General features: G+C 59.1%; 18 protein-coding genes. 9 read left to right on the top strand and 9 right to left on the bottom strand.

All coding sequences use genetic code 11. The features are described from left to right. Positions 1 to 219: 219 nt before the first annotated feature. On the bottom strand, positions 220 to 2,004 hold the full coding sequence (locus DA915_RS23630) for a PAS domain-containing methyl-accepting chemotaxis protein (protein ID WP_107677471.1): 1,785 nt from the start codon (positions 2,002 to 2,004) through the stop codon (positions 220 to 222). A gap of 490 nt (positions 2,005 to 2,494) precedes the next feature. Here DA915_RS23630 and DA915_RS23625 point away from each other — a divergent pair, with 490 nt between their 5' ends. The 5 genes from DA915_RS23625 (at position 2,495) to DA915_RS23605 (ending at position 7,578) form a co-directional block, all read left to right on the top strand. Further along, positions 2,495 to 2,968 (top strand): VOC family protein, encoded by a 474-nt coding sequence (locus tag DA915_RS23625; RefSeq protein WP_107677545.1) that lies wholly within the window; start codon positions 2,495 to 2,497, stop codon positions 2,966 to 2,968. Positions 2,969 to 3,216: 248 nt separating this feature from the next. Next, entirely contained in the window at positions 3,217 to 4,560 is a 1,344-nt protein-coding gene (locus DA915_RS23620; protein ID WP_003508201.1) for an extracellular solute-binding protein, read from the top strand. An 81-nt stretch (positions 4,561 to 4,641) separates the two neighbouring features. Next, positions 4,642 to 5,532: a carbohydrate ABC transporter permease gene (locus tag DA915_RS23615; RefSeq protein ID WP_003508200.1), complete on the top strand. Its 891-nt coding sequence runs from the start codon at positions 4,642 to 4,644 to the stop codon at positions 5,530 to 5,532. 7 nt (positions 5,533 to 5,539) lie between these two features. Next, positions 5,540 to 6,424 carry an ABC transporter permease subunit gene (locus DA915_RS23610; RefSeq protein WP_003508199.1) on the top strand — a complete coding sequence of 295 codons (885 nt, stop codon included), beginning with the start codon at positions 5,540 to 5,542 and terminating at the stop codon, positions 6,422 to 6,424. Between the two features lie 32 nt (positions 6,425 to 6,456). Next, positions 6,457 to 7,578: a sn-glycerol-3-phosphate import ATP-binding protein UgpC gene (locus DA915_RS23605; RefSeq protein WP_107677470.1), complete on the top strand. Its 1,122-nt coding sequence runs from the start codon at positions 6,457 to 6,459 to the stop codon at positions 7,576 to 7,578. Between the two features lie 248 nt (positions 7,579 to 7,826). On the opposite strand, the gene DA915_RS23600 is transcribed toward DA915_RS23605, so the two are convergent. Further along, entirely contained in the window at positions 7,827 to 8,006 is a 180-nt protein-coding gene (locus tag DA915_RS23600) for a hypothetical protein (RefSeq protein WP_107677469.1), read from the bottom strand. Here DA915_RS23600 and DA915_RS23595 point away from each other — a divergent pair. The 4 genes from DA915_RS23595 to DA915_RS23580 all read left to right on the top strand — a co-directional run bounded on the left by DA915_RS23595 (position 8,005) and on the right by DA915_RS23580 (position 12,072). After that, positions 8,005 to 9,333 carry an LLM class flavin-dependent oxidoreductase gene (locus DA915_RS23595; protein ID WP_107677468.1) on the top strand — a complete coding sequence of 443 codons (1,329 nt, stop codon included), beginning with the start codon at positions 8,005 to 8,007 and terminating at the stop codon, positions 9,331 to 9,333. The genes DA915_RS23600 and DA915_RS23595 overlap by 2 nt on opposite strands. 149 nt (positions 9,334 to 9,482) lie before the next feature. After that, positions 9,483 to 10,478 (top strand): aliphatic sulfonate ABC transporter substrate-binding protein, encoded by a 996-nt coding sequence (locus tag DA915_RS23590; RefSeq protein ID WP_020812836.1) that lies wholly within the window; start codon positions 9,483 to 9,485, stop codon positions 10,476 to 10,478. Then, the gene (locus DA915_RS23585) at positions 10,475 to 11,344 is read left to right on the top strand and encodes an ABC transporter permease (RefSeq protein WP_107677467.1); all 870 of its coding nucleotides are present in this window, start codon (positions 10,475 to 10,477) and stop codon (positions 11,342 to 11,344) included. The genes DA915_RS23590 and DA915_RS23585 overlap by 4 nt, the downstream gene beginning before the upstream one ends. After that, complete coding sequence (locus DA915_RS23580) at positions 11,341 to 12,072, top strand: ABC transporter ATP-binding protein (protein ID WP_107677466.1); 732 nt, start codon at positions 11,341 to 11,343, stop codon at positions 12,070 to 12,072. Before DA915_RS23585 ends, DA915_RS23580 begins: the two co-directional genes overlap by 4 nt. 12 nt (positions 12,073 to 12,084) lie before the next feature. Here DA915_RS23580 and DA915_RS23575 read toward each other — a convergent pair whose 3' ends face one another. The 7 genes from DA915_RS23575 to DA915_RS23545 form a co-directional block, all read right to left on the bottom strand. Continuing rightward, a complete protein-coding gene (locus DA915_RS23575) occupies positions 12,085 to 12,912 on the bottom strand; it encodes a carbohydrate ABC transporter permease (RefSeq protein ID WP_003508186.1) in 828 nt (275 codons plus the stop codon). After that, entirely contained in the window at positions 12,909 to 13,793 is an 885-nt protein-coding gene (locus DA915_RS23570) for a carbohydrate ABC transporter permease (RefSeq protein WP_035213836.1), read from the bottom strand. The genes DA915_RS23575 and DA915_RS23570 overlap by 4 nt, the downstream gene beginning before the upstream one ends. A 64-nt stretch (positions 13,794 to 13,857) precedes the next feature. Continuing rightward, a complete protein-coding gene (locus DA915_RS23565; RefSeq protein ID WP_080864974.1) occupies positions 13,858 to 15,132 on the bottom strand; it encodes an extracellular solute-binding protein in 1,275 nt (424 codons plus the stop codon). 75 nt (positions 15,133 to 15,207) lie between these two features. Then, on the bottom strand, positions 15,208 to 16,281 hold the full coding sequence (locus DA915_RS23560) for an ABC transporter ATP-binding protein (RefSeq protein WP_107677465.1): 1,074 nt from the start codon (positions 16,279 to 16,281) through the stop codon (positions 15,208 to 15,210). A 7-nt stretch (positions 16,282 to 16,288) separates the two neighbouring features. Continuing rightward, positions 16,289 to 17,800 (bottom strand): alpha-N-arabinofuranosidase, encoded by a 1,512-nt coding sequence (locus DA915_RS23555; RefSeq protein WP_107677464.1) that lies wholly within the window; start codon positions 17,798 to 17,800, stop codon positions 16,289 to 16,291. A 121-nt stretch (positions 17,801 to 17,921) separates the two neighbouring features. After that, positions 17,922 to 18,851 (bottom strand): transcriptional regulator, encoded by a 930-nt coding sequence (locus DA915_RS23550; RefSeq protein WP_020812829.1) that lies wholly within the window; start codon positions 18,849 to 18,851, stop codon positions 17,922 to 17,924. Positions 18,852 to 19,031: 180 nt separating this feature from the next. Beyond that, entirely contained in the window at positions 19,032 to 20,324 is a 1,293-nt protein-coding gene (locus DA915_RS23545) for an ABC transporter substrate-binding protein (protein WP_003508176.1), read from the bottom strand. Positions 20,325 to 20,384 lie beyond the last annotated feature (60 nt).

Raw genomic sequence — 20,384 nt, 5'->3', positions numbered from 1 at the left:
ATATCCCTGCCAAGCGCGCGTCCCCGAAAACTCCAAACACAATGCCCGTTATCTGCCAGTCAGGAAGATATGCCCAGCTTGCGGGCTTGTCATCCCGTATCGTCTGAAGGGACGATGAGCCAAGCCAATCACGCCGACGTCATCCTCGGCACGAGGCCGGGGATGACGTCGAGAGGATGCGCACTTTACCACCGGGCTCAGGGCGACTGCAGCCCGACTCTAAAAGTCCTGCCATTCCTCATGATTGACAGCAACCGCAGCTGAACCGCGCGCCGCAAGCGGGCGAGATGCGCCACGACGCGGGCTCGCCGGCACGGGTTGCTGCTCGAAGCCCCCCCGCGGCGAGGCTGTGTATCGTGTCGCGTCATCGAACCGGAATTGCCCGAGAAGCTCGAACAGCGCGGTCGCTTCCCGCGCAAGGCTGTGGCTTGCGGCGGTCTGCTCCTCCACCATGGCGGCATTCTGCTGGGTGCCCTGATCGACGGTGTTGACCGCCTGATTGATTTCCGCAAGCGCCGTGGACTGTTCGCGCGCTGCATCGACAATCGCCACGACATTGGTGTTGATGTCCCGCACCTGCTCGGCGATTTCCTGCAGCGCCGAGCCAGCCCTGGTGACAAGACCGACGCCATTTTCCACCTGCGTGCCGGAGGCATTGATCAGGCTCTTGATTTCCTTGGCCGCCGTTGCGGAGCGTTGCGCGAGTTCGCGAACCTCCTGCGCAACCACGGCAAAACCCTTGCCCGCCTCACCCGCACGGGCGGCTTCCACGCCGGCATTCAGCGCCAGAAGATTGGTCTGGAACGCGATCTCATCGATCACGCCGATAATGTTGGAGATTTCGCGCGATGATTTTTCGATCTGGTCCATGGCGCCGATCGCATCGCGCACCACCTGGCCCGAATGTTCCGCATGGTCACGGGCACGGGCGACGATCTTGCCCGCCTCTTCCGCGCGGCGGCTGGAATCGTTGACGGCAGTGGTAATTTCTTCCAGCGCGGCTGCCGTTTCCTCGATGGAGGCGGCCTGCTGCTCCGTACGGCGAGCGAGATCATCGGCAGCGGACCTGATCTCGTTGGAGCCGGAAGAAATCGCGCCGGCATTTTCAGACACCAGCGTCATTGCCCTCTTGAGCTTTTCCGAAGCAGCGTTGAAATCCGTGCGCAATCTTTCAAGCGAAGGGATGAAAGGCTTGTCGATGCTCTGGGCAAGATCGCCCTCGGCCAGATCGGTGAGGCATTGTGCGAGTTTTTCGACATTTTCGACGCGGCCGGTCACATCGGTCGCGAATTTGACGACCTTGAACACCTTGCCGTTGAGATCGAAGATCGGGTTATAGGACGCCTGAATGAAGACCTTGCGGCCGCCCTTGCCAAGCCGCATGAACTCGTCCGCAACGAGATCGCCGCCGGCCAGCCTTTCCCAGAACTGTTTATATTGCGGCGACTGCGTATAGGCCGGTTCGCAGAACATGGAATGATGCCTGCCCTGCACTTCCGCCAGCGAATACCCCAGCGCCGCCAGAAAATTCTCGTTGGCGGTCAGCACCTCTCCATCAGGGGAGAATTCGATGATGGCCTGCGCCCGTGACAGGGCGTCGATCTTGCCCGCATCTTCCGCCGCCTTCAGCTTGCGATCGGTGATATCGGTGGCGATCTTGACCACTTTCACCGGCTTGCCGCGACGAAACACCGGATTGTAGGATGCCTCGATCCAGACTTCGCGGCCGCCCTTGCCGATGCGCTTATATTGCCGCTGATCGAACTGGCCGGCCGAAAGCTTGGACCAGAAGGCCTTGTAATCCTGCGAAGACACGACGGAGGGCTCCACGAACATGCTGTGGTGCCTGCCGACGATTTCCGAAAGCTCATAACCGAGCGCCCGACAAAAATTCTCATTGGCGGTAAGAATCTTTCCCGAAAGGTCGAATTCTATAATGGCCTGGGATTTGGAAAGCGCGGCGAGAACCGCAAAAGCATTGGCACCACGATCAAGAATACTCACGCACAATCCTCCGATTAAAATAGAATGTTTCCATCCAAAATTATTCACGAATATTACGATTACATTATTAAATTACATTTAAGGACAATATTGATTTTTGTCATATGTATTTAAATGGCCCATAAAAATGTCAATTCTCCGGTTTTCCTTTAAAAATTTCAGGTGTGTTCCCGTGGTTGAAGTCACGACGGTGTAACAGTTCTATCGTTACTTTGGCTCCGGGTCGGTAGCTTGCTTTCCGTCTAGATCGCAAGGCTCGACAATGCATTGGGAAAACATGGCTGATTTGATGGTCGTGTTTGCGGTGTGGGCCTATGTCGGCGGATTTTATTGGCTGACCGCCCTATTGGCGCTGGCTTAACGGTGGTCGACGCAGCGTTTTCGGAACGTTTGCGCCGCGGCTGCATTTTATGCCTGATGGGGAGCCGGCAATAGGCAAGCAAGTTGACCGGCGACAGGGGGACGATTTCAACTAGGGAGGATTATGCACGTGGAAAAGAACACGATCTGTATCTGGTACGACAAGGATGCGGAGGCAGCCGCCAGATTTTATGCCGAGACCTTTCCAGACAGCGCGGTAACCGCCGTCCACCATGCGCCGAGCGATTATCCGTCCGGCAAGAAGGGAGACGTGCTGACGGTGCAGTTCACCGTTGCAGGCGTATCCTGCATCGGCCTCAATGGCGGACCGGCCTTCAAACAGAGCGAAGCTTTTTCGTTCCAGATATCGACCGAAGACCAGGAAGAGACGGACCGCTACTGGAACGCCATCGTCGGCAATGGCGGTGAAGAAAGCGCCTGCGGCTGGTGCAAGGACAGATGGGGCGTCTCCTGGCAGATCACGCCGCGTGTGCTGATGGACGCCATGGCCGCCGGCGGCGCGGAAGCCAAGCGCGCCTTCGACGCGATGATGGATATGAAGAAAATTGACGTTGCTGCCATCGAAGCCGCACGCCGAGGTTGACTTGCGAGAGATGTTCAGCAGCAAGTAGTGAAACGGGCTGAAAACGTAAACCGCTTGATAAATAAGGATAAATAAAGGTTTTCCGGCTTTTCCGCCGCGCAGATTTGGCTGCGCGGCCAGTCATCATAAAATGTTCAACAAAATGTAAGCGATCCGTCAAAGACGGCTGTTAGCAGAGCCCGTGGCTAGGTGCCTGGGACATGAGGTCCTTGCCGAGCAGGCCATCATTCCATCAACGGGGCTAACTCATGAAATCTTCCGCTCTGACTTCCTTCGTGGCCGGCGTCGCCATCGCCGCCGCCTTCGGCGCCACGGCCGCCCAGGCAGAAAAGACCAAGTTCGAATTCTGGTACGGCCTTTCCGGCGATCTTGGTGACCGCGTGCAGGAGACCTGCAAGAAGTTCAACGATTCCCAGGCCCAGTTCGAGATCGTCTGCACCTCGCAGAACGATTACGAATCCACCCTGCAGAACACGATTGCGGCCTACCGCGCCAAGAAGCAGCCCGCCATCACCCAGATTTATGACGCCGGTACGCTGGACATGATGCTGTCCAAGGCTTTTGTACCCGCCAAGAAGCTGATGGCCGACAATGGCTACAAGATCGACTGGAACAATTATTTCCCCGGCATCGCCAATTATTACGCCACGGCCGCCGGTGAGTTGAACTCGTTCCCTTACAACTCCTCCACGGCCGTCTTCTATTACAATGTCGACGCTTTCGAAAAAGCCGGCATCACCTTCAAGCCCGACACCTGGGAGCAGGTTGAAGAAGCTTCCAAGAAGCTGAAGTCCGCAGGTTTCGAATGCCCGCTCGCCTTCAACTTCGACACCTGGATGCTGATGGAGCAGTTCTCCGCCATCCACAACCAGCCGATCGCCACCAAGGGCAATGGCTATCAGGGTCTCGACGCCGAACTGACGATCAACAAGACCAAGTTTGTCGATCAGGTCAAGTTCTTCAAGAAGATGCAGGACGAGAAGCTGTTCGTCGTCAAGACCAAGCAGCTCGGCATGGACATCCTGCCCGCCTTCACCTCGCAGACCTGCCAGATGTTCATGTCCTCAATCGCCAGCCACGGCACCGTCGGCAAGGCCATGCCTGAAGGCGTAAAGTGGGACGTCGCCATGCTGCCGATCTGGAAGGGCGCGGAGCGTCACAACTCGCTGGTCGGCGGCGCTTCGCTGTGGGTCATGGCCGGTCGTCCGGACGCCGAATACAAGGGTGCAGCCGCATTCCTCAACTTCATCGCCCAGCCTGATATGGTTGAGTGGTGGTCGACCGTTACCGGCTACATCCCGGTTACCAAGACCGGCTTCGACGCCATGAAGGCCAATGGTTTCTACGACAAGGCTCCCTACAAGGGCCGCGAAAAGGCGATCGAGAGCCTGACCTTCACCCCGCCTTCCGAATATACCCGCGGTATCCGCCTCGGCGGTTTCACGCAGATCCGCAAGGAAGTCGCCACTTCGCTCGAAGCCATCTTCATGCAGAACGCCGATATCCAGGCTGAACTCGACAAGGCCGTCGAGCGCTCCAACACCGGTCTGCGCCGCTTCGAAAAGACCTATGAAGGCGCCAAGCTGAACTAAGCGCTCTTTCATCGCTGCCAGAAGCCTGTCCGGACAATCTCCGGGCAGGCCCGCCGAAATCTCGAACATTGCCGGACTCCAATGGAAAAGCGTACCGTCTTCAAAAGCACGTGGCTGCCTGTGCTCTTCGCCCTGCCGCAGTTCCTGCTCATCCTTCTGTTCTTCTATTGGCCGGTTGCGGCGGTGCTGAACTGGGCATTCACCCTGGAACCGCCCTTCGGCGGCCAGGCGGAATTTGTCGGCCTGGCCAATTTCGTGGAAACCTTCGGTGATCCGCTTTATTGGCAATCGATCCTCACGAGCCTGATCTTCGCGATCGCCGGTCCATTTTTCGCGATCCTCATCGGCCTCGTGCTCGCCCTTGCGGTCGACCGCCAGCTTCCCGGCTCCGGCTTTTTCCGGGTGCTTTATATCCTGCCCTATGCGATTGCCGGTCCCGCCGCCGGCATGGCCTTCCGCTTCATCCTGTCGCCGGAACGCGGTCTCGCCGCATCGCTGAATTCCTGGTGGCCGGATATCTGGAACCCGGCCAAATACGGCGAACACGCGCTCATCCTCGTCATCGTCATCTTCATCTGGAAATGGGCGGGTTACACCTTCATCTTCCTGTTCGCCGGCCTGCAATCCGTGCCGCGTTCGCTGACGGAGGCCGCCGCCATGGACGGCTCCGGGCCCATTCGCCGCGCCATCGACATTCAGGTGCCGCTGCTCGCGCCAACCCTGTTCTTCCTGACCGTCATCATGATGACCGAGGGTTTCGTCGGCGCCGATACGTTCGGCATCGTTGCCTCCACCACCGAGGGCGGCCCCAACCATGCTACCGAAGTGATGGTCTACCGCATCGTCAGCGAAGCCTTCGAGGGGCTGAACTATTCCGGCGCCTCGGCGCAGAGCCTCGTCCTCATCGGCCTCATCATGGTCTTCACCTTCATCCAGTTCCGCTTTGTCGAGCGGCAAGTCCATTACAAGTGAGACGGCCATGATCCAGCGCACCCCTTACGCCGACGCCCTGACCTATGCGATCATGGCGGCCGGCCTCCTCCTGCTTATCGGCCCCTTCATCGTCGTTATTTCCGGCGCCAGCCAGACGGTCCAGCAGGTCAACAGCGTCCCCTTCAGCTTCATGCCGCAGGGCGAATTCTTCACCAATGCGCAGGCTGCCTGGCAACGCGCCAATCTCGGCAACGCCCTCTTCAACAGCATCATCATGGCGACGCTGGTCACCATCGGAAAGGTCGCCCTTTCGGCCTTCACCGCCTTTGCCATCGTGTTCTTCCGCTCGCCGCTCAAACACCTGTTCTTCTGGACGGTGTTTATCACCCTGATGCTGCCGCTCGAAGTGCGCGTGGTGCCGACCTATTCGGTCGCCGCCGATCTTTTCCAGCCGTTCCGCTCGATTCTCGGCCTGTTCGGCATCGAGGTCACGCTGGAATGGAACCTCCTCAACTCCTATGCCGGCCTCACTTTGCCACTGATCGCCACCGCCACCGGCACGTTTCTCTACCGGCAGTTCTTCATGACAATCCCGGACGAGCTGGCGGAGGCCGCGCGCATGGACGGTTCGGGCGCGGCGCGTTTCTTCGTGGACATGCTGCTGCCGCTGTCGCGCACCAACATGCTGGCGCTCACCACCATCATGTTCGTTTATGCCTGGAACCAGTATCTCTGGCCGCTCCTGATGGTCACCGACCCGTCCTACAAGACGGTGATGATGTCGCTCCGCGCGCTTTTGCCCGCCGATGACGGCACGCCGGACTGGAACGTCACACTGGCCGGCTCCCTCATCATCATCCTGCCGCCGCTTCTCGTCGTGGCCTTCCTGCAACGCTGGTTCGTCCGCGGCCTCGTCTCGTCCGACAAGTGACGGTGCGGCTCTCAACAACAAGGTTTCATATCATGGCTCAGATCGATATTCGTCAGGTCCGCAAATCCTATGGCAAGACCCCAACCCTGCACGGGGTGGACCTCTCTTTTAACTCCGGCGAATTCGTCGTCATCCTCGGCCCCTCCGGCTGCGGCAAATCCACGCTGCTGCGCATGATCGCCGGTCTGGAGGACATCACATCAGGCGAAATCGCCATTGGTGGGCGCGTGGTCAACACGCTGGAACCGCGTGAGCGTGGCTGCGCCATGGTGTTCCAGAATTACGCGCTTTATCCGCATATGTCGGTGGCCGGCAATATCGGCTATGCGCTGAAGGTCGCCGGTGTTCCCAAGGCCGAGCGCCAGCGCCGCATCGAGGAAACCGCAAAGATCGTCGGCCTCTCCGATTATCTGGAGCGCAAACCGGCCGCCCTTTCCGGCGGCCAGCGCCAGCGCGTCGCCATGGCCCGCGCCATCATCCGCGAACCTGCGGTGTTTCTTTTCGATGAGCCGCTCTCCAACCTCGACGCCAAGCTGCGTGTGACCATGCGCGCGGAAATCCGCAAGCTGCACCAGCGTCTCTCCGCCACATCGATCTTCGTCACCCATGATCAGGTGGAAGCCATGACGCTGGCCGACCGGCTGGTGGTGATGAACAAGGGCAATGTCGAGCAGGTCGGCCATCCGCTGGATATCTATCATCGCCCGGCCAGCACCTTCGTGGCGTCCTTCATCGGCTCGCCTGCCATGAACCTTTTCGCCACAAGGGTGGAGGTGGAATCCCCCGCCGTGATGCTGGATGGCACACCGGTGAAACTCTTCCCCGAAACCGCACTGGAACTGCGCGGCCGCGACGTGACAGTGGGCATCCGCCCGGAACAATGCGTCGTGAGCACGGACGGCGCGGGCGTACCGGCTATCGTGGATTTCGTCGAAGAACTGGGCTCGGGCCGCATCGTCCATGCCAATACCGCCGGCGAGACCTTCTCCGCCGCCATCGGTGAAGACCTCTCGGTAAAACCCGGCCAGCGCGTCCACCTGGACCTCCCCACCGCCCACCTCCACTTCTTCGATCCCGCCACGGGCAAGCGTATCGAAACGGAGGGCGCCATCGAAACCACCCGTATCGGCAACGAGAAACTGCTGGCGGTTTAAGCGCCGCGCAAGATGCCTCCGGTGCGGCTTCGGATATGGTCCGCCCGCACCGGCTCCAGCAGAGATGCAATCTTGGCGCCTTGCGACTAATGACACCAGAGAAATTACATCAGGAAATTTAGTCAATATTCTGATTTTTATATATTTAATAGCATTAATACACCAGAGAAATGTTTGCCGCCACCCGTCTCACTGTCACCACTCCGCTGTTACACTTCGAAGATGACCGAGCGGTTGCCACTACGGGATCACCGCCAAATGCAGAATTTCAGCAAAAATCTTTCGGTTCGGAAATCATAATCGGAATAGCCTTCGCCGCGTCGATCGTCCGGCAGGGATATCGTCGCGACAAGCAAAGGCCTGCCTGCAGTTAAAGCCATCAGCAACGCGCCGCGCGAGCCGAAAACATCAACGAAAGCGAAGCCCATGGCAAATGATCGCAAACTGCATCTCGGCGCCTTCATGCGGCCCGTCAGTCTCCACACGGGTGCATGGCGTTATCCCGGCGCCTTCCCGGATGCGAATTTCAATTTCGCCCATCTCGCGCGTTTCGCACAGCAGCTCGAGGCCGCGAAATTCGATGCATTCTTTATGGCCGATCATCTCGCGGTGCTGAACATGCCCACGGAGGCGTTGCGCCGCAGCCATACCGTCACCTCCTTCGAGCCCTTCACCCTGCTTTCGGCGCTCGCCGCCGTCACCTCCCGCATCGGGCTGGTCGCCACCGCCTCCACCACTTTCGATGAGCCCTATCACGTCGCCAGGCGTTTCGCCTCGCTCGATCACCTCAGCAATGGCCGCGCCGGCTGGAACATCGTCACCACGTCAAATCCCGACGCAGCCCGGAACTTCGGCCGCGAGGAACAGCCTGACCATGCGGAGCGCTATGGCCGTGCGCGGGAATTTTACGATGTCGTCACCGGCCTCTGGGATTCCTTCTCGGACGACGCCTTTATCCGGGATGTCGATAGCGGGCTGTTCTTCGATCCCGATAAGATGCATGTGCTGGACCACAAGGGCCCCGAATTTTCCGTGCGCGGACCGCTCAACATCGCGCGCCCGGTGCAGGGTTGGCCCGTTATCGTTCAGGCAGGGGCTTCCGAGCCGGGGCGCCAGCTTGCCGCCGAAACCGCGGAAGTCGTTTTTGCCGCAACACCCACGCTTGCGGCAGGAAAGGCCTTCTATAAGGACGTCAAGGACAGGACCGTCGCGGCGGGTCGTTCCCGCGACGGAATTGTCATCCTGCCCGGCGCTTTCGTTCTCGTGGGTGACAGTTTGGAAGAGGCAAAGGCCAAACGCGCCAGGCTCGACAGCCTTGTCCATTATGACAGCGCAATCGCCTCGCTTTCCATTGCGCTCGGCCACGATGTTTCGGGTTTCGATCCCGATAGCCCCCTGCCTGATATTCCCGAGACCAATGCCAGCAAATCCAGCCGCGAAAGGGTCATCGAGCTTGCCCGAAGCGAAGCCCTGACGGTGCGCCAGCTCGCCCAACGGCTGGGCGGCTATGCGGGTCTTGCCTTTGTCGGCACGCCAAAGACCATCGCCGACGAAATGGAGCAATGGCTCCACGAAGAGGGCTCGGACGGTTTCAATGTCACCTTCCCCTTCCTGCCAGCCGGCCTTGACGACTTCACGACGCAGGTGGTGCCGGAGTTGCAAAGGCGCGGGCTGTTCCGCAAGGACTATGAGGGGCCGACATTGCGCGACCATCTTGGCCTGCAACGACCGGCCAATCGTTTTTTTCCTGAATAACGCGCCATCGCGCCAATCGCACTCGCGGTAGGGAGATTTTCCACGCCGCTCGCAAAGTTTGGCATGGGGTTCCAGAACGGCGGATTGACCTTAAAAACACCCGCCCATACCCTTTAAGTACACAAATTACATAAACTAGGTAGATTAATATGAAAGCCGAACATTCCCGCCGCCAGATCCTCAAATTCGGTATTGCAGGCGCGCTCGCAGCACCACTTGTCACGGGCAATGCCCTGGCCCAGAGTTCGCCGGAATTTCCTGCGGAGCTGAAGCTGGACTGGGGGTTTTACTCCTCCCACACGCTGCTGATAAAGAACAAGGGCTGGCTTGAGGAGGCTTTCAAGGATGTGGGCACCAAGATCACCTGGGTGCAATCCCGCGGCAGCAACAATTCGCTCGAATTCCTGAAAGTCGGCTCGACGGATTTTGCCGGCTCGGCCGCACTATCAGCCTTTCTCGCCCGCGCCAACGGCGTGCCGCTGAAGGTGATCTATGTCGCGAGCTGGGGCGGTTCCTCCATCATTCAGGTGCGCCCGGACTCGCCGGTCAAGACCGTCGCCGATCTCAAGGGCAAGACCATTGCGGTGACCAAGGGCACCGCGCCCTATTTCACCCTCGTCCGCGCGCTAGACCAGAACAAGCTGTCCATCGACGACCTCAAGGTCGTGAACCTGCAGCATCCGGAAGGTTTCAACGCGCTTCAGCAGGGTCAGGTGGATGCCTGGGTCGGCATCGATCCGCATACCTCCCAGGCCGAGCTTGCGGGCGACCGGGCGATTTTCGATGAGCGCAGCTGGCGCGACGGCAGCGTCTTCAGCGTTTCCGAGGAGTTTCTGGCGAAGCACCCGAAAGCGGTCGACAGGCTTCTCGGCGTCTGGGTGCAGACGCAGAAATGGATTCGTGAAAACAAGGGCGAATTCATCGATTTTGTCACGCAGGTCACCGGCAACGATCCCAAGATCACCAAGCTGACGATCGAGAAGCGCGACTGGAAGGATCCCGTTCCCGGTGAGGAATTGCTGAACTCGATCCGCATCGTCACGCCGCTCTTGGGCGACGACGTCCTGCGCCCGGGCGTCAATGTCGACACTGTCCTGTCATCGCTGATCGATCCGGCACCGGCGAAAAAGGCACTTGGCGCATGAATTCCCATCCGCGCGAATTCCAGCGCGTGAAACAGACTGCGAAACAATTCCCTTCCCGGTTGCCACTTGCGCAAAGGGTGGGGAATTTCCTTGGCCGCTTTGATCTGCGCGGCGCAATCGTGCCGGTCGGGTCACTGCTGCTGCTCGAGCTTTTTGTCCGCCTCGACTGGGTCAGCCCCTATGTGCTGCCGCCGCCCTCCGAACTTTACGACACCTTCCTGCGGCTTGCGGAAGGTCCCCTGTGGACGAATGTTGCGGCCAGTACCGCGCGCGTCTTCGTCGGCTTCGTCATCGGCTCCCTGCTCGCCATCGTGGTCGGTTCGCTGGTGGGGCTGGTGATCGCCGCCGAGCGTTATCTCGAGCCGACATTTCAGGCGCTGCGGGCGGTCCCAAGCCTTGCATGGGTGCCGCTGCTGATGATCTGGTTCGGCATCGGCGAAACCTCGAAAATCGTACTCATCGCCAAAAGCGCTTTTTTTCCCGTTTACCTCAATCTTTTTTCCGGCATCCGAAATGTTGACCGCAAGCTGGTGGAGGTTGGCGAGATGTATCGTCAGCCGCTGCCCGTGCTGGTTTGGCGGATTTTCATTCCCGCCTCCCTGCCGCATCTCTTCACGGGCCTGCGTTACGGGCTGTCGCTTGCCTGGCTGAGCGTCGTCGCGGCCGAGCTTCTGGCCGCGTCCGAAGGTATCGGCTACATGCTGTCCGACGGGCGGGAGCTTTCCCGGCCTGATCTCGTCATGATCGCCATCATCTGCCTTGCGGTGCTGGGCAAGATTTCCGACAGCCTCTTCAAGATTGTCGAAGACCGCTGCCTGCGCTGGCGCGACAGCTATCCCCTTCAGCAGGAAGGACGCCTGCGATGAGTTTGCTCAATGTCGATGTGCGCGAAAAGGCTTACGGCGACACGGTGATCCTTCAGGATATCCAGCTCACGCTGGGTGATGGCGAAGCGGCGGTTCTCCTTGGCCCCAGCGGTTGCGGAAAGAGCACGCTGCTGCGCATCGCCGCCGGCCTCGACCGGCGTTTTTCAGGCGCTGTCAGAGTTCAGCAAGACGAGGAGAAGGCATCGGACTCACCGCCCATCGCCTTTGTCTTCCAGGAGCCCCGCCTGATGCCGTGGCTGACGGTTGCCGAAAACATCGGTTATGCGGCCGGCAGGAAATATGATGTCGAGCGCGTGAAGGGGCTGATTGACGATGTCGGTTTGAGCGGCCATGGCGGCGCGCTGCCGAAGGCCCTTTCGGGCGGCATGGCGCAACGTGTGGCGATCGCAAGAGCGCTCTATACAGAACCGCGCATCCTGCTGCTCGATGAACCCTTCAGTGCGGTCGATGCTTTCACCCGGATGAAGTTGCAGGACCTTGTGCTGAAACTCGTCGAACAGCGCGGCATTTCCTTCCTGCTCGTCACCCACGATATCGACGAGGCGCTCTATCTCGGCAACCGGATCTACATGATGGGCGCCCATGACGGCCGTATCCAGCAGCGGATAGAGGTGGACGTGCCGCGCCCGCGCGACCGGCGGTCTCCTGAGCTCGCACACCTCAAGAACGAGGTGCTGACCGCCCTACACAATGCCCACGTCATCTGAGCAGCGCCGGCCTCACCCTTTCACACCGGACGAGATCATGATCGCTTCCGTCACGCGCCGCTGAAAGATGACATAGGCGATGATGACCGGCAGGGCCGCCAGCATGGCGATGGCCATCAGGCGCGCATAAACAATGCCGAAAGTGTCGTTGACCTGGGTAATGCCGACGGGGATCGTCATCATGTTTTCAGAGGTGACGACCAGGAAGGGCCAGAAGAATGCGTTCCACACCGTAATGAAGGTCACGATCGCCATCGCCGTGGTGATCCCCCAGTTCAGCGGCAGATAGACCTTGAACAGGATCGTATATTCGCCGCCGCCATCCAGAACCACCGCTTCGCGCATCTCCTTCGGCACGCTGTCGAAGAACTGCTTGTAAACGATGATGACGATGGGCGTGATGAGCTGCGGCAGGATGATGCCCGCCCAGGTGTTGATGAGGTTGAGGTTCTTCATCAGGATGAACTGAGTGACGACGAGCGTCTGCGCCGGCACCATGAAACTCGCAAGCACGATGCCATAAAGCAGACGCCGTCCCGGAAAGCGGATCTGCGACAGGGCATAGGCGCACAGCATCGAAATCAGCAGCACGGAGACAGTGACGATTGCGGCGGTGCCGATTGAATTTACGTACCAGGTCAACAGCCGCGTGTTGAAGAGGGCGTTCACGTAAGCCCCCAGCTGAAACTCATCTGGCAGCAGTGACATGTTGCCGGCAACATTATTGTCCGAACGCAGCGACGTCACGAAACCCCAGTAGAGCGGAAAGATCCACACGAGCGCCGCTGAAAATGTCAGCAGGGTCAGAACGACGTTTTCTAGTCTTTTCGTGAAGCTCATGAGTTCCTCCGGATGCGCAGCAACTGGAACTGGAGAATGGAAACGGTGACGATCAGCAGGAAGAGCACGGTGGCCACGGCGGAAGCGTAACCGCCATTGTTCAGCTGGAACGCCTCGCGATAGACCTTGAGCAGAAGCACGAAGCTGGAATTGAAGGGCCCGCCGCCGCTCAGGAGATAGATCTGGTCGAATATCTTCAGCTGCAGGATCAGTTGCAGTGTGAGAATGAGCGCGGTGACGGGCCAGAGAAGCGGCCATGTAACCCGCCAGAAGCGCTGCCACGTCGTTGCGCCGTCAAGTGAGGCCGCCTCGTAAAGCTCCGCCGGAATATTGCGCAAACCGGCGATGAACAGCAGCACGTTGAAACCGTTCGTCCACCAGATGGTGACGACGGCGACCATTGGCATGACCCAGTAGGGGTTCTTGAAAACCGCGACCGGCTTGCCGGCAATCAGCGAAATCACCGGCTGGAGAATGCCGAACTGCAGATCGAGCATCCACGCCCAGATTTCCGTGACGACCGAAACCGGCAGCACATAGGGCAGGAAAAACAGGCTCATGGCGATCGTCTGCTTCACGCCCGAAAGGCGGCTGACGGCGAGAGCGATCATCAGGGCGATAACGGTCGTCGGCACGACGGTCAGAAGCACGAAATAGCCGTTGTTTTTCAGCGACGTGACGAAAAGGCGGTCGCTCAGCAGCTTTGCGTAGTTCGCGAACCCCACCCAGTCACCGTCGCCGATCAGCGGCGCATCGGTGAAACTGATGCGGACCATCTCGATCAGCGGGTAAAGGAAGAAGGTGACGAAGACCACGATGAACGGCGTCACCATCGACAGCGCGATCAGCGATTTCTTGCGCCGGTTTTCAATCATAGCCATGGAATGTCTCCGGGACCTTGCATTGCGTGCTGCCCTCCGGCCAGAAACCGGAGGGCAGGTTCTGTTACTTCAGCTTGCTTTGCAGCTCTTCCCTGATCTGCTCCACCGCATCCGTGCCGCTCATGAAGCCCTGAATGGCCGGGGCGATGACGTTGAGAGCCGCATCATAGGCGGGCGAAGCGACACCGGTGATCGTCGTCTTCGGATCGAACACCGCCGCTTCCGCCAGCGATGCATAGGTGGCGTTCGGCTGCATCGCCTTGTATTCGCTGCTTTCGGTGATCGATTTATAGGCCGGAATATGGCCGGCATCGGCCCAGCTGATGGCGTGTTTTTCCATCCAGCCGATCACCTTCATCACGGCGGCGCGCTTCTCGCCGGAAACGGTCTTGTCGCCCTGATTGGGGATGGCGAAAGCGTGCGAATCCGCCCAGGTGGCGCGTTTGCCCATGAAGGGCGGAACCTCGACCGCGCTCCACTTGAAGCCCAGCTTGCCGTTTTTCTCCAGGTCCTTGTAGGTCGGCACTTCCCAGACACCGTTCAGCTGGAAGGCGGATTTTCCGGCGGAGAAGAGCGCGACGGAGGCAGGATACTCAGCCTGTTCCGGCGCCCAGCCGTTTTCGCGCCATTTCGACATGGTGTCGATTGCCTTGGCGGCCTTTTCGGCATTGTCGCCGGCCAGCACCTCACCATTGGTGACGAGTTCGCCACCCTGTTGCGAGAACAAAGTGTAAAAGACGCGCCAGACACCGGCTTCGCCGCCGGACTGATAGGTGACCGGCGTTTGGACACCCTTTTCCTTCGCCCAGGCCAGCGCCTTTTCGAAATCATCCATCGTCTGGATGCCGGTCAACTTGCCTTCGGCATCGAGGTAGGGCGAGCCTTTCAGGAGATCGGCATTGTAATAAAGAACAAGCGCGTGAATATCGAAGGGCACGGCATAAAGCTTGCCGTCATGGGTCGCCGCTTCAAGCGGCGCGCCGAAGAAATCGTCTTTCTTCAGGCCGGCCTCCTCGAGATCCTTGTCGGTAATCTCGCTCAGCACCTTTTCCTGCAGGGCGAGCGGCGCACGCGACAGGTGGTAGGTCATGACATCAGGCCCCTCCCCGACGGCAGAGGCGGTCCGCACCTTGGTATAGAAGGGAACGCCCCATTCCAGCGTCGTCCCCTTGACCTGGATATCCGGGTGTTCCTTGTTGAAGGCATCGATCAGCGCCTTCATGCGCACGCCGTCACCGCCGGACAGAAAGTCCCACCAGACGATATCCTGTTTGGCCAGCGCCGGCAGGGCGGTCAAACCCAGAACCGTGCCAACAAGCAATGTCTTGATCAATCGCATCGTTCACTCCTCCCGTTTATGTGGAAACACCCCTTGAAGAGGCGGTCTACTGCATCGAAAGACGCCTCCTCGCGCCTATCGCAACCTTTTGCCATCCGTGTCGAAAACCAGAATATGGTCGGGCGAGGCGCTCAGCGACACGGACCGGCCGTCCAGACTTTCGCGCGAACCCTGCCGCTGCACGATGATTTCCTTGCCTGACGACGCGCGGGTATAGAGGTAGGAGACATCTCCCAGCTCCTCCGCCACCTCGACATTGACAGGCAGGGCACCGTCTTGCGAAATCATCAGATGTTCGGGCCGAACGCCTATTTCGACCCGCTGGCCGGCGGAAACAGGCTGCGAAAGCCGCGCTTCGAGATGTCTCTGGCCGCCATCGAGCGAAAGCGTCACCACGCCGTTTGCCTGCTCCACAATTTCCGCCTGCAGGAAGTTCATCGCCGGCGAGCCGATGAAACCCGCCACGAAACGGTTATCCGGATCGTCATAAAGGGTAAGCGGTGCACCGGCCTGCTGCACCACACCCCCCTTCAGCACGAAGATCTTGTCCGCAAGCGTCATGGCTTCCACCTGGTCATGCGTGACATAGATCATCGTGGCACCGAGCTTGCGATGAAGCCGGGTCAGCTCCAGACGCATCTGGACACGCAGTTCCGCATCGAGGTTCGACAGCGGCTCATCGAAGAGGAAAACCTTCGGCTGCCGCACGATCGCGCGGCCGATCGCCACACGCTGCCGCTGGCCGCCGGAAAGCTGCGAAGGCTTTTTATGCAGATGGTCTTCGAGCTGCAGGATGCGGGCAGCCTCGCCCACCCTCTCATTCACCTCCGCTTTCGGGCGGCGCGCGAGACGCAGGCTGAAGGCCATGTTCTCGAACACGCTGAGATGCGGATAAAGCGCATAGTTCTGGAACACCATCGCGACACCGCGATCGGCCGGTTCGACGGCCGTGACATCGCGGTCGTCGATGGCGATATGCCCGCCGCTGGTCTCCTCAAGACCAGCGATCATGCGCAGCAGCGTGGATTTTCCGCAGCCGGAAGGCCCGACGAAGACCGCAAAACTGCCGGTCGGGATTTCCATCGAGACATCCCGGATCGCAGCGAAGGAGCCGAAGGACTTGGCGATATTGTTGAGACGGACACCCATGGCCGCCTCACTGAACCTTCAGCCGCAGCACATGGTATGACAGCGCCGGCAGGGAACCCTTCAGCGCCCCGTCCTCAACGCCGACGCCGCTGCCCGGCACCGGCACGACGCGATCCGGCTGATCCGGACCGTTGCCGACACGCAGGTCATAGCCCGCCATGGCCAGATGCAGATCGAGCGTGGCCGAGGAGAACCCGGTGAGGCTGACATTGATCTCTGCCGCCTCGGTCAGATGACGATTGAGCACGAACAGCGTCACAATGCCTTGCGCCTCGTCATAGACACCGGCGACATCGAGATATTTGACGTCATCGGCCGCGTTGCAATCATAAGTCGGGCAATCGACCGCAACGTTCAGCGCAACGCCACGGCCATAAAGCGAGGCGAACTGATAGGGATAATAGATCGTCTGACGCCAGGCCGGCCCGTTCTTTTCCGCGCGGATGGGGGCGATGACGTTGACGAGCTGGGCGATGCAGGCGATGCGCACGCGGTCCGAACGGCGGATGAACTCGTTGAGCAGACCAGCGACAAAAAGCGCATCTTCGAAGTTGTATGTCTCTTCCAGAAGTGCCGGCGCTTCCGGCCAGTCCCAGCTCTTGATGCGTTTGCCGTCTTCTTCGCGGATGTGATACCAGACGTTCCATTCGTCGAAGCAGATGGAAACATCGTTCTTGGCGCGCTTCTTCGCTTTCACATAATCGATGACACCGGCGATGGTCTGGATGTAACGCCCGGTTTCCTCGATCTTGCCGAAATAATTCAGCGTGTCGCGGCTGTTATTGCCGAAATATTTGTGCAGCGAGATGTGATCGACATTCTCGTAGCATTCCTCCAGCACCTCGCGTTCCCATTCGGGATAGGTCGGCATGCCGTCATTGGAACTGCCGCAGACGATTGCTTCAATCGTCGGATCGAAGCCCTTGAAAGCCTTGGCGGTTTCGTTCGCCAGGCGGCCATATTCCACCGCGGTCTTGTGGCCGATCTGCCAGGGGCCGTCCATCTCGTTGCCGAGGCACCACATTTTCACGTCGTGGGGTTTTTCCGTGCCGTGGCTGCGGCGCAGATCGCTAAGCGCGGTGCCGCCCGGAAAATTCACATATTCAAGGAAATTACGGGCGTCATCCAGACCACGAGAACCAAGATTGACGGCGAGCATCATCTCGATACCAGCCATCTGCGCCCAGTCGGCGAACTCGTTGATGCCGATCTGGTTGCTTTCCTTGGAGCGCCATGCGAGGTCGAGGCGGATGGGGCGCTGGTCGCGCGGCCCGATGCCGTCTTCCCAGCGATAGGCCGAAACGAAGTTGCCGCCGGGATAACGGATAGCCGGAATTTTCAGGTCCTGAACAAATTTCAGGACGTCCTTGCGGAAGCCGTTCGCGTCCGCCTGCGGATGGCCGGGCTCATAAATCCCGCCATAGATCGCACGCCCCATATGCTCGATGAAGGCGGAATACAGACGATCGTCGATACGCCCAATCCGGAAGTCCCGGTGGACTGAAACCCGCGCTTTCATAGGCTCTCCTCCCTGCGCATTTATATCTTAAAATATGATATGAACCATATTTGATAATATAGTTGCCGAGGGAATCTGCGCCTGTCAACCGCGAAAATCATACTTTTGAAAATTGGCTGGATCAGTCAGCGGTGCGCAGGCGCAGGACGATGTCCTGATCGTAATTTCCGAAGCCGCGGCCAAAGATATTCAGCCCGCCCGGATGTTTTGCATCAGCCTTGACCTCGATGCGCAACCGGATGGAGCGGTGGCTGGCCAGATCGATATCCGCCAGCGTCACATCCGAAATCCGGGTTCCGTCGACATAGGTTCCCTGCGCGGTGATGCGCCAGGTCTTGAGCATGCCGTATTGGGAACCGGAGAGTTTCCACCAGTCTGGCGTAAATACGCCCCGCTTGTCGCCGAAGTCGCCGGGCGAGGTCCACACACCGATTTCCCTGCCGTTGACGGACAGCGTGATATCGGACGGCCAGTCACTGTGCGTTCCCGGCACCTCGGAACTGACCTCCATCGAAAACTCTATTTCCTCGACGCTACGCCCTTGAATCTTGGCATTATTGGGGAATTGATACTCCACAAAACCCGATGTCAACCACAGCAGCGCCGTCTTCATCCGGTCTGGATCCATGAAAGTATCGGGCACATCAAGAAGGCCGATAATGCCCTCCGGCGAGCAGATACCGCAGGGCGCAGTGACCGAACTCTGGGTATAAAGGCCGAGCGGCATGGCGACCGCGATGTAATTTGATGCCGCCGGCGCCTCGGGTTTGCGGAAGGAAACGATGAGTTCATCACAGGTGGCAAAGCAGATTTTCTGGTTGCCCTTGCGCGCCTTGCGCGTCTCGGTTCGCAGCAGCCCCGCCTCCTCGAGAACGGCCACGCCGGCGGAAACTGTGGACTGCGGCAAATCCAGCCTCTGCGCAATTTCGTTGACATTGAGGCCGCTCGCCTCGTGCAGCAGCTTCAATATCTGCACGCGGATCAGCGACGCCGCCGCTTTCAGGACATCAAACTCTTTTTCAGCATCAACGAGAAGGAAATTGGGCGCCATTTTCTAATCTTCAGATTTATCGATCCAGATCAGAATTTCTGGCTTAAATGCCATGCACTTGTCCAGCACTGTTTGTCGGACAGACAATTTTCAAAGGCGGGAAGCGCCATTCACCCTAGGCATGCCATAAAAAGCACCGCCACACGGCTTCGATTCCGTGTGGCGGCGCCCGTTTCGTCGTCAGCCGCGCTTGCGCAGGGTCCGCGTGCCGGTGTCGACGAGGTTTTGCGCCGCTTCATCCACGCTGGCGCGGCCGAAGGCAAGCGAATCGGCGATGGGACGCATCACGCCACGGTCAAACTCGTTGGCGCCGATCGGGGCGGGTTCCGGATAGGAATCGAGCTTGCCCGACAGGCTTTCGATATAATCCACCGTCTTGCGCTCGGTCTCGTTGAGGCTCGGCAACAATGCTTCCCGCACGACCTTGGCCGGCGGCACGCCACGCTCGACGCCGAGCACCTTGCCCGCCTCGAGATCATTGACGAAGAAGTTGATGAATTTCGCCGCCGCCTCCGCATTGGTCGAGGTGGACGAAATGGACCAGATAAGGCCCGGCCGGTAATAGTGCCCGGTCGGCTTGCCCGCCCCCTCACCCGGCAGCATACCGATGGACAGCGTCTGTTTATTGAGCTTCTGATAACCGACCAGCTGGTTGGAATAGGCAAAACCAATGGCCGAATTGCCAAGCGTCAGGGCGTTGGATTCGATGGTATTGTCGTCACGCGTCTGGATATCGGCGGAAACGCAGAGTTTGTTCTCGCGCAGGTCCTCCCAATAGGCGAACCATTCCTTCGCATCTTCCTTGTTGAAGCCGATGGTGCCGTCCTGAAACAGAAGCTTGCCGCGCTGGCGCAGCCAGACATCGAAAACATAATGATAACGCGCACCATAGGGCACAGCCCAATAGTTTCGTTTTGCCGGGCCGTTCTTCTTGAAATCACGCGCCAGTTCCGCCAGCGCCTTCCAGGTGATCTGATCCTGCGGCACGGAAACGCCGGCTTCCTTCAGCGTATCTGCGTCATACATCATGCAGAAGGAATTCAGCCCGAGGCCGATGCCGTAAAGCTTGCCATCGATACGGCAGAGATCGACCTCGCTTTTGCCGAAGGTGGAAAGATCAAGCGATTTGCCGACGAACTGGTCCAGCTCCATGCAGGCGCCACGGCCGGAATAATCGGCAATGGTGGAAGGTTCGAGCTGGAAGATGTCGGCGACGTTCCGTCCCGCCATCGATGTCGCGAGCTTGGTCCAGTAATCGGAACCGGCGATCATTTCACCGCTGATCTCCGTCTGCGGATTCGCCTTCTGGTAAAGGGCGATCACGTCATTGGTGCGCTTGCTGCGGTCGGCAGATCCCCACCATACGCAGCGAAGCCGGGTTTCGGCCGCAGCCGCGCGAAAACCGCCCGCCGCCACGCCGAGACCGGCCAGCGCCGCCGTCACCAAAAATCCACGTCTGTCGATAGTTTGCATCTGCTCCTCCCGCGTTTTGCAAATTTTTCACTGACTACTTAAATTCTTGCAAATTTTCTT

The organism is Agrobacterium sp. LAD9, from assembly GCF_003031125.1.
GTDB lineage: Bacteria > Pseudomonadota > Alphaproteobacteria > Rhizobiales > Rhizobiaceae > Agrobacterium > Agrobacterium radiobacter.
This window is presented reverse-complemented; position numbering and strand designations above follow the sequence as displayed.